The sequence below is a fragment of the Roseovarius mucosus DSM 17069 genome (assembly GCF_000768555.3).
Classification (GTDB): domain Bacteria; phylum Pseudomonadota; class Alphaproteobacteria; order Rhodobacterales; family Rhodobacteraceae; genus Roseovarius; species Roseovarius mucosus.
This window is the reverse complement of record NZ_KN293977.1, coordinates 297,297-312,133: the sequence shown is the minus strand read 5'-3', so window position 1 is coordinate 312,133 and position 14,837 is coordinate 297,297. Positions and strand designations below refer to the sequence as shown.

7 protein-coding genes and 1 tRNA gene are annotated in these 14,837 nt (G+C 60.3%); 2 read left to right on the top strand and 6 right to left on the bottom strand.

Annotated features, from left to right (window positions below):
* Positions 1–121: 121 nt before the first annotated feature.
* Positions 122–1,588 carry a cobyric acid synthase gene (locus tag ROSMUC_RS06975; protein ID WP_037270974.1) on the top strand — a complete coding sequence of 489 codons (1,467 nt, stop codon included), beginning with the start codon at positions 122–124 and terminating at the stop codon, positions 1,586–1,588.
* Here the strand turns inward: ROSMUC_RS06975 and ROSMUC_RS06970 are convergent.
* The 3 genes from ROSMUC_RS06970 to ROSMUC_RS06960 all read right to left on the bottom strand — a co-directional run bounded on the left by ROSMUC_RS06970 (position 1,573) and on the right by ROSMUC_RS06960 (position 4,556).
* Complete coding sequence (locus tag ROSMUC_RS06970) at positions 1,573–2,388, bottom strand: hypothetical protein (protein ID WP_037270971.1); 816 nt, start codon at positions 2,386–2,388, stop codon at positions 1,573–1,575. The two genes, ROSMUC_RS06975 and ROSMUC_RS06970, sit on opposite strands and share 16 nt — an antisense overlap.
* A gap of 72 nt (positions 2,389–2,460) precedes the next feature.
* Positions 2,461–3,867, bottom strand: a complete 1,407-nt coding sequence (locus ROSMUC_RS06965) for a TolC family outer membrane protein (RefSeq protein ID WP_037270968.1) — start codon at positions 3,865–3,867, stop codon at positions 2,461–2,463.
* 35 nt (positions 3,868–3,902) lie between these two features.
* Positions 3,903–4,556 carry a protein-L-isoaspartate O-methyltransferase family protein gene (locus ROSMUC_RS06960; protein WP_037270967.1) on the bottom strand — a complete coding sequence of 218 codons (654 nt, stop codon included), beginning with the start codon at positions 4,554–4,556 and terminating at the stop codon, positions 3,903–3,905.
* Positions 4,557–4,740: 184 nt separating this feature from the next.
* On the opposite strand from ROSMUC_RS06960, the gene ROSMUC_RS06955 reads away from it, so the two are divergent.
* Positions 4,741–4,814: transfer RNA gene (locus ROSMUC_RS06955), tRNA-Cys, on the top strand.
* A gap of 12 nt (positions 4,815–4,826) precedes the next feature.
* Here the strand turns inward: ROSMUC_RS06955 and ROSMUC_RS06950 are convergent.
* The 3 genes from ROSMUC_RS06950 to ROSMUC_RS06940 all read right to left on the bottom strand — a co-directional run bounded on the left by ROSMUC_RS06950 (position 4,827) and on the right by ROSMUC_RS06940 (position 14,821).
* Complete coding sequence (locus tag ROSMUC_RS06950) at positions 4,827–5,483, bottom strand: hypothetical protein (protein ID WP_037270965.1); 657 nt, start codon at positions 5,481–5,483, stop codon at positions 4,827–4,829.
* 62 nt (positions 5,484–5,545) lie between these two features.
* A complete protein-coding gene (locus ROSMUC_RS06945; protein ID WP_245875136.1) occupies positions 5,546–11,986 on the bottom strand; it encodes an RHS repeat-associated core domain-containing protein in 6,441 nt (2,146 codons plus the stop codon).
* A gap of 36 nt (positions 11,987–12,022) precedes the next feature.
* Positions 12,023–14,821: a leucine-rich repeat domain-containing protein gene (locus tag ROSMUC_RS06940; RefSeq protein ID WP_037270962.1), complete on the bottom strand. Its 2,799-nt coding sequence runs from the start codon at positions 14,819–14,821 to the stop codon at positions 12,023–12,025.
* Positions 14,822–14,837 lie beyond the last annotated feature (16 nt).

The window sequence follows — 14,837 nt, the reverse complement described above, 5'->3', positions numbered from 1 at the left end:
CCCTGCCCTTTCGGCAGGGCTTTTGCATTACGGTCGGGAAAACAGGCCTTTGTGACGGAAACCAACCGGCCCCCTGCCCCGGCAAAAGGTATCAGCACAGGGTGGCAAGAGGGGCATCGCAATGACACGCGCGATCATGATCCAAGGGGCAGGCTCGAACGTGGGCAAGTCCATGCTGGTGGCCGGGCTGGCGCGCGCCTATGCCCGGCGCGGCCTGAGCGTGGCCCCCTTCAAGCCGCAAAATATGTCCAACAATGCCGCCGTGACGGTGGATGGCGGCGAAATTGGCCGCGCGCAGGCGCTCCAGGCGCTGGCCGCCTACCGCGCGCCACATACCGATATGAACCCCGTCCTCCTCAAACCCGAGAGCGACATCGGCGCACAGGTCATCGTGCAAGGCCGCCGGTTTGCCACATTGCGCGCGCGCGACTACGCCCGCGCCAAACCGCAATTGCTGGCCCCCACGCTGGAGAGTTTTCACCGCCTCGCCACCACCGCCGATCTCGTGCTGATCGAAGGTGCGGGCAGCCCGGCAGAGATCAACCTGCGCGCAGGCGACATCGCCAACATGGGCTTTGCCGAGGCCGCAGGCGTTCCGGTGATTCTTGTCGGCGACATCGACCGGGGGGGGGTCATTGCGCAGGTTGTGGGCACCCAAGCGGTGCTGCCGCCCGACGATGCCGCCCGGATCAAGGGCTTTGCCATCAACAAATTTCGCGGCGATGTCAGCCTTTTTGACGAAGGGCTGCGCGAGATCGTGGCACGCACCGGCTGGCCCTCCTTGGGTGTGGTGCCATGGTTTTCCGATGCGTGGCGGCTTCCGGCAGAGGATGTAATGGACATCGGCTCGACCAAGGGCGGCGCGTTCAAGGTTGCGGTTCCACGCCTAAGCCGCATCGCGAATTTTGATGACCTTGACCCGCTCAGCAGCGAACCGGGCATAACCGTCGAGATCATAAGCGCAGGGACCCCCCTGCCCGGCGATGCCGATCTGGTGCTCATCCCCGGCAGCAAGTCGACCATTGCCGATCTGGCGCATTTCCGGGCCCAGGGCTGGGACATCGACCTAGCTGCCCATATCCGGCGCGGCGGACACGTCCTGGGCATCTGCGGCGGCTATCAGATGCTGGGCCAACGGATCGACGACCCCGAGGGGATCGAGGGACCGCCGGCCTCTGTGCCCGGTTTGGGGCATCTCGATGTGGTCACGATCATGAAGCCGGAAAAGCGCCTGGCATTGACGCAGGCCACTTATCTCGCCAGCGGCGAAACTGTCGAAGGCTATGAGATTCATCTGGGGGAAACCACCGGCCCCGATTGCGCGCAGGCATGGTTGCAAGTCGGGGATCGACCCGAGGGTGCCGCCTCAATCAATGGCCGGGTGCGCGGGGCCTATCTGCACGGGCTTTTCGCCTCAGATGCGTTTCGCGGGGCGTTTTTGGCGGAATTGGACGCGCCGTCCGATCTGCACTATGTGGCAGATGTCGAGGACACGCTCGACGCCCTCGCCGCGCATCTGGAGGAGCATATGGATTTGGACCTACTCTTGTCCCTCAGCGCGGAAACTGCGGCTCAGTCGAAATCCTGACTGGTCAATGCCCTGTGAATCTCGCGGCGCACAAGCTTGCGCACATTGCGCGTGATCCGCTCGCCAAGCGCACCCTGTAGCTCTTGCCGGACGATTTCGGCCACAAGATCGCGCAGCGCCTCTTCATCCAGCACCGCGTCATCCATCAGCAGACCCTCGCCATGGTCCGCGTCTGCAGCAGGTGTCGGGCGCACCGCTTCCGCGTCTGCATCAGCATCCTGCCAGTCCTGCACATGGCGGTCCGAGGCAAGATCGTCAGCCTCGTCCCAATCGGGATCAATTGAAGGCGCAGCCTCGTCTTCGTCAACCTCTGCCTCAACCTCGTTCATCTCAGACCAACTCAGCGCCGATGCCGCAGTATCCCCGGCGTAATCATCATCAGAGGTGCCATCCGGCTCCCACTGATCGTCCCGCCCAGCGACCACCGCCTCGAATTCCGCCGCCTGCGCGCTCAGCTCCGACGGGACATCAGGCGCGTCGTCGACCTGAGCGTCCTCTGCCTCGATACCCTCTGGGGTGCCCTCATTCTGAAACTCGGTCTCAGCCTCTGGTCCGACCGTATCAGTCCATACGCTCTGAGCCTCAGGCTCGGCGGCTTCTGCCGAGTGGGCGTGCACTTCTGCCATGGGCTCATCCACCCGCAAGGCCGGTGTCAGCACCAGACGATCCGCACCTTGCACCTCAGCCCCCTGCGGCGCGGCCACGGTTACGTTCAGGCGTTCAGACTGGCCATTCGATACCAGCCGCCTGATCGACGACAGTACATCCTCGATTTCCACATTGGTTACGGGGTCGGACATGCTCTTGTACCATTCTTGCCTACGCAGAGCTTACCGCTGCACGCCCCGCCACACAACCGATTCAAAAACTTTTCAGTTTTTTCCCAAGGCCCGCAAGACGCGGTCAAGCTTTTGACCCTGCGGACTGCTTTGGATCGGCCCATCCTTGACCAGTTCGTAATAGGCCGCCGGATCATAGGTCTGCACCCCAAGGTTCAGGTCCCGGGCCGTCAACTCACCAATCGAGGCAAGCACGGAATAAGAGGCAATCACCACATCCGCATTGGCCGAAATCAGATTGGCCTTAGCATCCAGCAGGTCCTGTTCCGCATCCAGCACGTCCAGCGTAGTGCGGGCTCCCAACGTCGCCTCTTCGCGGGTTCCATCAAAGGCCACTTGGGCGGCACGTACCGCCTCGCGGCTGGCAGTGCGGCTGGCGCGGGCGGCGCGCAGGTTGGCATAGGCGTCGCCGACATCCTGTTTGACCTGAAGTCCCGCCAGATGCAGTTGAGCCAATTGCGCGTCGCGCTGAGCCATGGCCTGACGCTGTTGCGACGTAAGACGCCCCCCGCGATAAATCGGGCCGCGCAATTCGACGCCAAGACTGCCGGTGCGCGACATGTCAGATCCGTCAATATCCTCAGACGCCCCGACACGCGCCGTAAGATTAAGCGTAGGCAACAGCGCTGCTTCAGCCGCGCGGATGTTCAACTCGGCTGCGGCAACGTTGTGCTGCGCCTGCAGAAGATCTGGATGACGACGCAGCGCTGCCGCCTTGGCGACATCGACATTCTGCCCCAGTTGCGGCAGATCGTTTGGTGTCTGCAAGCGACCCGGATCGCGCCCGATCGCCTCGCGAAATTCTTCGATCGCACGAGTCAGATCGCCCTGAGCGGCCGCCAATCCGCTCTGTGCAAGTGCAACGGCGGATTCCGCCTGCGCCACATCGGTACGAGTCACTTCGCCGACCTCGAACCTATCCTGTGCGGCGCGCAATTCCTCTCGCAGCAAACGCAGGTTGTTCTGTCGCAGGTCCACGAATTCCTGATTACGGATCACGTTCATATAGGCCTGAACGCCTGTCAGCAGAACGAATTGCTCAACACTGATCAGTGTCTGGCGCGTGGCCAGCACAGTCTCTTTGGCGGATTCAGTCAAAAAATCGCTGCGCCCGAAATCGTAGAGCAAAAGGCTGCCGGTGATCCCGAGATTGAGCGCCGTCGATGTGTTGTTGCGATTGACGCCCTGTGCGCGTGTGTCCGTAGAGTCGAGGGTGATCCCCGATGTCCAGTCAATGATCGGCCTCAGGCTTGCCACAGCCTGTGCCACGTTCTCATCGGCAGAACGCAAGAGGGCGCGGTTCTGGTCCAGAAGACCACTGTTGATATAAGCACTCTTGAGCGCATCCGCGAGGGTCTCAGACTTGGCCGCGCCTGGTGCAAGGCTAAGCAGCGCCAACCCGAAAACACCGCCCAAGACCCGCAATTTGTCCGCTCTCATGCGCCTGTCGTCCCTATCTTGCCGCGCCGCACCCCTCACAGGGTAAAGGCCGCATGCCGTTCAAATCCGCGCAGTACCGGGGCGCTCGCGTTGAAGGCGTAGCGCCAGTTGATACGCCCGTCGATCTTGTAACCGATCCGCACCACCCCAAGCGCACCCTCCATGAAAAGGCACGCCATGCGGCCTCCATCCTTGAGTTGCGCCACGAGACCCTCAGGCAGATGTTCAACCGCCCCTTGCACCGTTATCACGTCATAGGGCCCGTGTTCCGGCGCACCGCCACCCAGCGGCCCCTCGTGCAGAACCACATTGTCGGCACCTTGCTCGGAAAGCGTGCGCTGTGCCTCGACGATCACCGATGCCTTATCCTCAACCGCGACGACCGCCTCTGCCATGCGCGCGATTACAGCCGCAGAATAGCCATAGACCGACCCGACATCGAGCACGAGATCATCATTCTCAATCTCGAGCGCATCGAGCATCTTGGCCAGCGTACGCGGATCGAGCATCACCCGCCCCTCGCCCAGATCGAGATTCTCGCCCATATAGGCAGCCTCGCGCAGAGCGGTGGGAACAAACGCCTCACGGGGGACCGAGAGCATGGCGTCGATGATCGGGAATTTGGTCACATCAGACGGGCGAACTTGCGTGTCCACCATCATCGTGCGCCGCGCGGCATAGTCTGTCATGATCTAAGCTCTTAAGTTCGGAATCCTGTCGCTTTCGGTTTTCGCACAGAACCCGTTCGGCGGCAACGGCTATAGGACCCAAAGGCGCGGGACAATTTCAACTTGCAAATTGACCCTTCAAAGCCCGCTTTGCCCACTTGCGCCACCCGGCCCGATCAGATAATTCATCCCAACCACACGGAACGGCGAGTTGGCGGAGTGGTGACGCAGCGGATTGCAAATCCGTGTACAGGAGTTCGATTCTCCTACTCGCCTCCATTATGCTGCGCGCTATTCCACGCGCAGCCGTCCCGACACGCTGCCTTTTGTGACGAGATAGCCTGCCTCGATCAGGGCGCGGACGAACACCGCGTTTTCGTTGAGGTTCACATGGTCGACCGCGAGATCGCCGGAATCATCGAAATAGCCACGCAGAGCGGCGCGATCTAACCCTGTCCAAGGATTATCGGCACCCAGGTCGATCAGACAAGCTTCGGGTTGATCAGTGCGCAGCATCGACAGGGCAAAGCTCTGGCCGAAGTCATTGGCATCTAGGTCGGGGATCAGTTGCGTCGCCCAAGGCGTCACGCAGTCACGCATTGCGCCCATCTCGTCGGCCACCGGCAGTGACAGCCAGATCGCCCCGGTGCCGCCCCTGACTGCCTTGCGAAACGCACGGATGCGGTTGAGGGCGCGCAGCGCCTCGACCTCGCTCACGACGATGGCGTCTCGGGTCATCGACCAGCCCTCGGGCGCCCCCAGGCCCGCCATCGCACCGCGGAGCCAATCAGGCGCACCTTCGATGTCCGACAGAAATTCCGCGGAAATGTCCAATGGTTCGGCAAGTGGGGTCGCCATGACCATGCCTCCCGTGCCAGGCCCGAGCGCGACCGCGCCGATCAGTGCCGCCGCAGCCCAATTTCGACCTTTGGTTGAGGTTCTCGACATCGTCTAACTCCTTTTCCGGGAGAGGCACAAGCGCCGCTCCTCCAATTCCGGCGCCCGGCCTGCTAGTAGTGATTGCGCGGGTTGATCCCAAGCATCTCGCGCAGGTCGTTTTCGGTGATGTCGTCAGGGCTGTTCACGCCGCCCACACCTGTGGTCCGGATCTCCTCGTGCCATTCAGTCTGCGGCGATCCGTCCAGACCAGTGTAGTTCACGATTGCCGACCCGACATCGCCGCGCATTCCATGAGTGGCGTGGATCAACTCATGGCCCAACACCACGCCCGGATCGGGCGTCTCGTAAGACACTGTGCCGGTGGCCGCGTCATACTCTGGCAACGCAGGCAGATAGGATGGATCATACACCAAGTTTATATCACCCGGCGTGCTCGACGTGAAGGGCTGACCATCCGCTCGCTGCCCCCCAGCCGCATTGGCCTGAAAGCTGATGGTGGTGGTCTGCGGGTCCTCTACGATCCGGCTCACAAGCTCTCGACCGGTGTCGAAATTGGTTTCACCAGTAAAAAAGCTCTTTATGTCGAGCCAAAGCCCGTGGAGCCAGCTTTGGCTGATCTCGCCAGTCTCCATATCTACCCGCGCAGTGGGATCGACGCGTTGCAGGCTTTCCTCAACTTGTCGCCTATAGGCCTCATCCCCCTGCACGATGCCTTCCAGCCCTGTGGGATCGATGAACGACATCGGGTTGTTGTTGGCATATGCAAAAAGAGTGCAGCCGATGGTGTTGCCTACGCAGCGTTCGGGGTCGCTAAGATAGAGCGGATCGGGAGAGATGAAACGCCCCAGCGCCGGATCATAGTAGCGCGCCCCGTAGTAATAGAGCCCCGTCGCATCATCGAGATATTTGCCCGTAAAGCGGTGATGTGTCTTTTCACGCGGCTTTTGGTCGGCGACGGTCTCTTCGTGGCTGGCCCAATCGGATGACAGAATCTGGGGCTGATGCTCTGTGCCATAGGCGCGGTAGAGCATCTGTTCCACAGGCACGCCAGCACTCGTCATGACGTAATCCGAGGAATCCAGATGGTCCTTGAGGTAGTAGAACCAGCGCCCCGTCTCGTGTTCCATCCGAACCAAACGGGTGGAGCCGATATTGACAAAGCTCTCGTCCCCCTTAGGCCCGCGATGGAATGTCTCGGTGGGAAAGAGGTAAAGCTCTCCGGTCCCCTCTTCGTCGAGCGGCACCACCTCCTTGTACGTTCTCCGTCCAGTCTGGTCGTAGCCAAAGAACACGTCATGCTCCAAGGTCTGCGCCCGGATCAGCCGCCCGTAGGCATCGAATACCGTCGCGGTCACCTTCGGACTCGCGGCCAGCTGGCCAAAACCGTCAAAGCTGTAGGGCGCAGCAGAGGCACCGATCGGGATCAGCTCCGTATCGGCGTCCGAGGGCGGCACCAAGGTTTCTCCCGCCGCCATTTCGTCATTCCGCGAAAAGGCCCCGGCATCGGTGTATTCAAACGCCGCATCCTCGCCGTAACGCACATACCGCACCAGTTGGTTTCGAAAGTCGTAGTGGAAAGTGCCCGACCGGTCGACATGGCCATGTGCGGGCGCAGGCCCAGCCGCCAGGCGATCCACGATCTCGGTAATCGAGCCATTGCCGTTGAAGGTCATGGAGATGTCCTGCAACGCGGCACCGTCACCTGTCCTAGTCACGATTTCTTCGAGGAAGAGCGTTTCGCGGTTATAGGTCAGCTCGGTCACTGCCCCGGCGCGATAGGCAATCTGGTCAATCCGACTTTCGGGATTGTAAGTGATTTCCTCGATCACCGTTTCCGGCCCATTGAAATCGGGATGGGTGATTGCAACCCGCCGCAGGTTCCGGTCCGGCCCAAGGGCAAAGTCATAGCCCAGACCGCCAGGTCCCGTGGCCTGATTGATCCGCCCGTCAAGCGTCTGGTGAAAGCTTTCGGCAAACACCTCGCCCGCGATCTCGATCTCGTTCTGGACCATGCGGCCATTGGCATCCCAGCCAAAGCGCTGGACGCTGTCATGGCGCCCGTTGGGGTCGATGACCTCAATCCGGGTGTGTTTACCCAGAGGCAACGGGATCGGCGTTTCGAAGACCGCCGCAACCTGCAACGGCTCGGTTATGTCATAGGCGTACCGAATTCGGTCCTCGCCATTGACCTTCTCAACCAACTTGCGGTTCAGAAGGTCGTACTCAAAGGCGATTACATCAGTGGTGCCATCTTCGGCTATCCGTGCCTTGGACCATTGTCTGCCTCGCTCATCGTAGAAGTAGTAATGCGTACCTAGCCCCGGGATCTGCTGGAATTCCATATCTCCCACGGAATTGAAGCGGAACCGCCGCGGCGTTTCCTCTCCTGCCAGCCGGATCGCGGTCAGATAGCCAAAGCCATCGCGGTCGAACCGGGTTACAAGCGTGGTGCCATGTGCATCGCCGATCATCACTGCGTGGACGCCAACATCGTTGAACAGCCGGTGCTCTCTTACCTCCATGGCTCCCCGGTGCTGGTCCTCGTAGGTGGTGATGGTCGTCATGCCCCAAGGCGCATAACTCTGGGTGGAATGTTTGCCTGACGGGTGCGTCTCCTCGATCATCCGGCCCAGCCCGTCATAGCGATAGGCATTGCCGTGACGACGTTCGGGTTCCGGCACCTGTTCAGAGGCAAAGGCTGCTTCGACATCCGGCATGGATTCTGTCAGGTAAGGCGTCCAGCGGAAGGTCAGCAGCTCATTGCGGTTGAATTCCGAATATTTGAAAACCCGAACACCGCCTTCGGCTACATCCTCCATCTCGGCCAACTGATTGCCTCGCGCGTTATACGCGGCCAGTGAGCGCACGAATTCGCTTTCGCCCTCCGGCGTGTCGGCGGCCGAGGGGTAACGCCGCAGCGAGGTCAGGATCATCGAAGGCGCGCCATCCAACCCAAAACGGTAGGCATAACGTTTTTCCGAACCATCCGCGCTCACTTCGCGCAGCTTGCGGCCCAGCGAGTCATAGTCGTAGTTGATTTCCATGCCCATCGGCGTGGTCTGCCCAGACAACCGTCCGGCAATCCCGCCATCATAGGCCATCGTGGTAATCTGGTTGAGGTTGTCGTCTGATCCGTGGAACTTGGTATGCGCCGTTGGCAAGGTGCCGGTTTCGTCAAAGGTCACGCTTTCGATTTTCGACAGATTGTCGGACATTTCCACGACATTGCCAAACCTGTCATAGGCCATGTTCTTGAGCAGCGTATGGGTGGCGCTGTGCCGGTCGGCGATCTCTGCCGGAACATCCGCCAGGCTGGAAAATACGTCGATTGCCCGCATCCCGAGCCGCCCGCCATTTTCTGGCAGATAGGAGAAGCGCTCCCGCGACAGAAGGCGCGTGCCCGCCACGGTTCGCCGCGCCGATGCGGCGTTGACGATGCCAAGTGTCGCCAGCGTTGCGCGCGCCTCTGAGTAATCGGTTTCCGTCACCCGGGCATAGCCGGGCATGACCTGGCCCTCTGGGCCGGTCAATTCGACCACGATTTCCGTTTCGCGGCCCGCATAGTTGAATTCGTCGAATTCCGCGAAGCTGCGCGTCTTAACTGGGTTCACGCACTCCGTGTCGCTCGGGTCCTGGACGTGCTGTGGCCCCGCTGCGGCGGTCAGCCTTTCCTCGGTCTTGCGCAGCCAGCTGACATTGGCAATCCCGGTCGGCGCTGTCTTCCATGTATTGCTTTCACACGACAGCATCGCGCCGGGTGTGGGCAATTTCTGTGCCCGCGTCGCGGTGGACAGCGAATGCAGCCCCACCGCACTCGGATCAAGCGATGCGGACCCGGCGGCTGCGGCAAGCAGCACGGGATCGGCATCGACTGCGTATGTCTGACGGATACGCAGCTTGCCAGCGAGGTGCAGATCGGCTGTTACATCAGCAAAGGCGTAGTATTGCTCGAAAGCGATCGAGGATTTCTGAGTATCTGCCCCGCCCGCGAATTCGTCGCCATAGGTGACGCGCTCGACCTCGGAGAAACCGATGAAGCGACGGTTGATCACGTCATAAAATGGCTTGTGGTAGAAATACTCCTCCACCTGCACATCCCGCCGTGCTGCGTTTGCCACACCTTCCGAAGTGACCATCTGTTTTGCCACCACCACCGGAAAGTGTAGCGTCGCGGTTTCGCGTCCCGCTGCGCGGTCGCGCAGCATCTCGTCTGTGGATGTCGCGTAGCGGATGTCGTGCCGCCGCCCACTCTCGAAACTCACCACCGTCAGCAGGTTGGCCTTGACCAGTTGCAGCTCTGTGGTGCGGTTGAAATCAATCACAACGACCGGCGCGATCTCAGGTCCACTGGCCTGTTGGAACACGATAATTTCCGCCTGCCCGTCCGCATCCAGATCGGCCACGCGCGAGCGAAAGGAATTGGGCGCATTGCCCACCTGCACCCGGGCGTTGAGCGACAGCCGCAGGCTCTCATCCGCAAAAGTGCCGTCACCGAAGCCAAGCCAGATCTGAATCTCGTCGGTGCGGCTTCCCATCGAGGCAAAATCGCGCACCCCATCGCCATTGGCATCCACGTACCACATCGACTGAACGTTGTCGGACGGGCTCATGCCCTGGATCGCGGTGAACCGCCCTGCCCCGCACTTTGGGTCAGTCAAGCGCGCATCCCCCCAGAGCAGCGCACCCGTCTCACGGCTGAAAATGTTGCCCTGGTTCTCGTAGATGCAAAAACCCTGATCGGCGACGTTGATCGTCACCAGATCGGGCAATCGGTCGCCATTCACATCCGTCAGCCGTGTCGACTGGCGGCCCAAGAGGCCCCCATCCTGGCTGTCCATCGGCAACACCTTGGAAACCCGGGCGAAGTTGATCGCATGGCCCCCGTCCGGCTGGCGTCGGGTGAGGTTGAGATAAATCAGCGCCTCGGTCCGGCCATTGGCATCGAGCCGTGTCGCAACAATGTCGCTGAGACCATCAAGGTTCACATCCACGAACCGACCATTGCCGTCCGAGAACAGAGACGGCGAAATCCCGTCAAGTGGAACGGCCCGCCCGATATAAGGGAAATCGCCCGCCGCATTGCCGTTGAAGACATGAAGCAGACCGTCCTCGATCTCCAGAATATCGGCATAGGTGTCACCGGTTATGTCGGCGAAATGGAACCTGTTTTCAACCAACCTCGGAGTGATCTCGCGCGTGAGGCCAGAGGCCGTCGTCCGCGTCAACTCCAGCGGGATCGAGGTCTCGAACGCTGATTCCAGTGCCCCGTCGCCTAGGTACACCTGGGTCACTTCGGTATCGCTGGTCTGCACCACGTCGAGCAGCGCATCCATGTTCAGATCGGCAAGTTCCAAGTTTTGCGGCGAAATATCGCCCGCAAAGGCCAGATTTGGCGCGGGAAAGACAAGCTCCCGCTCAGCAAGTTCCGCAGCCGTCCAGCTCGAATAGTCGAACCGCAGGTCGGGGTAGCGCAGTGTATCTTCGGCAAGCACAGCACCATCAGTATTGCCAAAGCGATAGACCGCCCGCAGCTGATCGAGCACATTGACCGAATTGGGATCGATCTCGCCTGCAAGGTCAGCCTCGGCCACAGCCTGGCAATCGGGATGGGTGCGCACTGTAAATTCGGTATTGTCATTCAGCGACCGGCCGATAAAGGCCATGCACCACTGGTCATAGACATCACCCGCGAAACTGGCTGTCACTTTGCCATAGAGCTTTGGGTTTTGCTGCCGTACCCCGGCAACATGGCTGACAAGGCTCGCGCGCGTGTCGATCAGATCGAAATCATAGCGGCTTTGCCCCCCGGCAAAGGCCACCCCGGTCAGGTAAGACCGTTCTGCGTGCTTTTTATATTCATAGTGCACCGCGTTGCGGTTGGTGTTGACGCTCATCACCAGCGGCCAGCGGGTTATTGTGGGCTCGGCAATTTCAAAATTGCCCTCGGCCACACCCTCGGCACCAGAGAAATACATCCGGCTGCCATCCGCCATGCGCAGCTCGAACCCGGCGGGGAGCGTCATTACCTCCTGCGCGCCGGTGCGATCCAGCACGACCACCTCGAAGGGTGCATCACGGCGTACGAAAACCATTTGTTCCTCGGCCACTTCCGGGCGATAGGTCGGCAATCCGTCCACTTCGCCCAGATAGACCAGCCGCGCGCCCTGATAGCTCAGCCTGTGAAAGAAATCGCCATCCGGTTTCTTGCCCGGAATGGCGGTGCCGAAATCCTGGTTCACGATCACTGACGACGCGGTAAAGGACCATCCCACCCCCAGCCCCGACCCGCTGTCCCCCGCGAACTGGTTGTAGCTCAGGAACAGGCCCGGACCGAACTTGCCGCGCTGCGGCAGCTCCGGCAGCGGCAACGAGAAGTTGGCCGACCCGGTATTGGCATTGAGCTGGAAAGCCCCTTCCTCCCGACTGACCGTACCGCCCGCAGATGGAAGCTGGATCACCGAAGAGGCCGATTTGTCATCAGCGGCGAACCCGCCCGCAGGTAGGATTGCGAACATGGCGGCGACAGAAATCGCTGTGGAAAATCGTGTCATGACATGGTCCTTTCGGTTGGGACGTAGGATCGACAATCAGGGGTTTGACGGCGTGATGATGATCGGCACCGGCTGTAATAATTCGCGTCGGATCACCAAGTTGGGATCGAACAAATTCGAATTGACGATGAATTGCGGCTCTCGCTGGCAGGGCTGCACCAATAACAGAATGGTGTTTTGCATCCCACAGACCGGGTTGCCCTTGATGTAGGGGTTCTTGCCCAACACCGGGGTGACCTGATTGACCTGCGCGATCCTGTTGTCCCGCAGGTCGAGGAACGTCAGTTGCGGCAGTCCGGAAATCCCGCTGGTCACGGTCAGGCGATTCTTGCGAAGATTGAGACTCTTGAGTTTGGAGTACCGGGTGACCGCGCTTGGGTTCACGATCTGGTTTTCCGTCACATAGAGGTTCTCGAGGTCCTGCGAAAAGACGATCGGAATGCTGCTGAGCTGGTTCTTGCCCAGGTTCAGCGTCTTGAGCTTGCGCAGGTTCCGCATCGGCTGCACATCCCTGATGTTGTTGTTGTAGAGAAGCAGGCTTGTCAGTTCCGGCATCCCGGCGATGGGAGTGACGTTGGTGATCTGCTTGGCATTGAGGTTCAAGGATGTGACGCTACGCGCCCAATCGTTGACACCCCGGCAATTCTGGCTGCTCTGGCCTGCGCCCTCGGCCACCGCCATGATCGCATCCACCGTACGCCTTGCGTCGCCTAGCATCCCGATCTGAAACCGGTGCACGAGGCAGTAGGTGAGCATCGAATTCATCACGACCGGCGCGTTCCACATCGTCGCGTTTTGCAAGTTTGGCAATTCGTCGAGAACGCGGATGTCGCGAATCTGGGTGTCGCGAAAATTGACCGATTGCAACTCCGACATGTTGCGCAGGGCCCAAAGCTCCTGAATCGGGTTCGAAGATATGTCGAGATTGCGCAGCGCGCGCAAATTCAACAGGCTGTCGTCATCATCCAGCCCGGTGTTTGAGGCATCGAGAAATTGCAGTCGTTGCAGAAACCGCAGGCTACTCACTTCGCCAACGGGGTTGTTATCCAACAGAACGTTCGTCGCGCTTTCAGCCACGCGTATGTAATCCAGCGTGCTCAGTCCGCGGTCGCGCAGGTTGATCGTCGACATAGTCTTCAGCCGACTTTCCGACGACTTGCATGTTTGCGCCTGCGATACTGTCAAAAGCGCGCCGATCTCGGCGCGATGCGCCTCACTCAGCGTTTCCGGCTCATTGCGCAGGATACAGGCCGAAAGGTAGTCGCCGAAGGTCACCGGATTTCCCGCCATGCTCAGAGTGGTCAACCGTTCCAGCGCAGCCAAGGGCCGCACATCGGTGATCGCGTTGTTCGATAAATCAAGCGTGATGATTTGCGTCAGCGCGGCGAGCGCCGAGACATCGGTGATCGTGTTGTCGGCAAGGTTCAGCGATGTCAGATGGCTGAGCGTCGCGAGTGGTCCAAGCTCCGACAGGGTCTTGCCAGTGATGGTCAGCGCGTTCGAGGAATTAAGCGCGGTTGCCGCGCCCGAACAGGTGCTTTGTCCGGTGACTTCGATCATCGCGCGGATTGTGGCGCCGGTCTGGGTGGGCTCATCGCGCAGCTGCACGCAGAAGGTGATGAAATCTGTGGGTCCGCCCGTGGAAGCCGGATTGCCCGAGAGCTTGAATTCCACCTCGCTTCCGAAATTGGCCAACGCGCTGAAGTCGTCGATCTCGTTGTTGGAAAGGTCAAGCAGCGTTAGCTGCGACAGCCCAATCAGCACACCTATATCGTCCGAGGTCAGCTCGTTCCGCGCCAAATCCAACTCGGTCAGCTGAGTCAGAAATTGCAGCGGCGCAATGGTGTCGGGTACATTACCCGGTAGTGACAGTTGTTGCAGCAGCGGCAGCGACGAAATCGGCCGCAGGTCCCCGATAGCATTGCCGCCCAAATTGAGCGAGGTGAGGTTCACCAAAGTGGCCAGCGCGGCCACGTTTTCGATCCGGTTGTTGCTGAGATCCAGGAACTGCAATGCCGTCAGCCCCGCCAGTGGCGAAACATCCGAAATCTGGTTGCCCGCGAGCGACAGCGAGTTCAGATGCGACAGTGTCGCTAGCGGTGCCAGCGACTGAGCGCCGCTATTGTCGAGGTTCCGGCTTGTCACCGCGGTCAGGAAGTCCTGCGCTTGCCTGCAGGCCACCGCATTGCCCAACGCGCCAGGTCCACCCGGTGTGCCATTGAGGATCGCGCGCATTGTCGCCTCCTCTTCCGGCGTCAGGTCTCCCTTGGTGCACCAGGCGGCAAAGGTCTGGGGTGCCGTCTCAATCGGGGCAGACCCCGGCCGGCATGCAATCTCATGAATCCGGCCCGCAAAAAACAATGTCGGGTCGCCCGACGTGGCATTGGCGAGATCAAGGTTCAGTGCCTCCACCAACGCCGCACAGCCGGGGATATAGATCCGGTCATGCGCCGCCTCACTGCCGATATCAGCCTTGAATTGCAGGTAATGGATCAGCCCCTGCGACGTGTTCGCGGCAAAGACCGTGATTGGGTAATTCTCCGAGCTTGGGCAAAGCAGCGGATTCTCCGCCGGGGCCGCATCGACGATGCTTTGCTCGGTCGGATCGACGATCTGGCTGGAAGGGATCAGGAACCCCAACGCGGCAATTATCGTCTCTTCATCGGACTGGCTCTCGCAGCGCACCCGGTATCCCCGCCCTTCAGAAATCACCACTGGGTAATGCAGTCGATCGCTCAGAATATCCGTGACCAACACCACGCTGACTTCTTGCGCCTTTGCGGGAAGGGCCAGCGCCAACACGATGAGTACAGGGGCGATAAAGCGTAGCGTCATGGTCCTAATCCCTTCA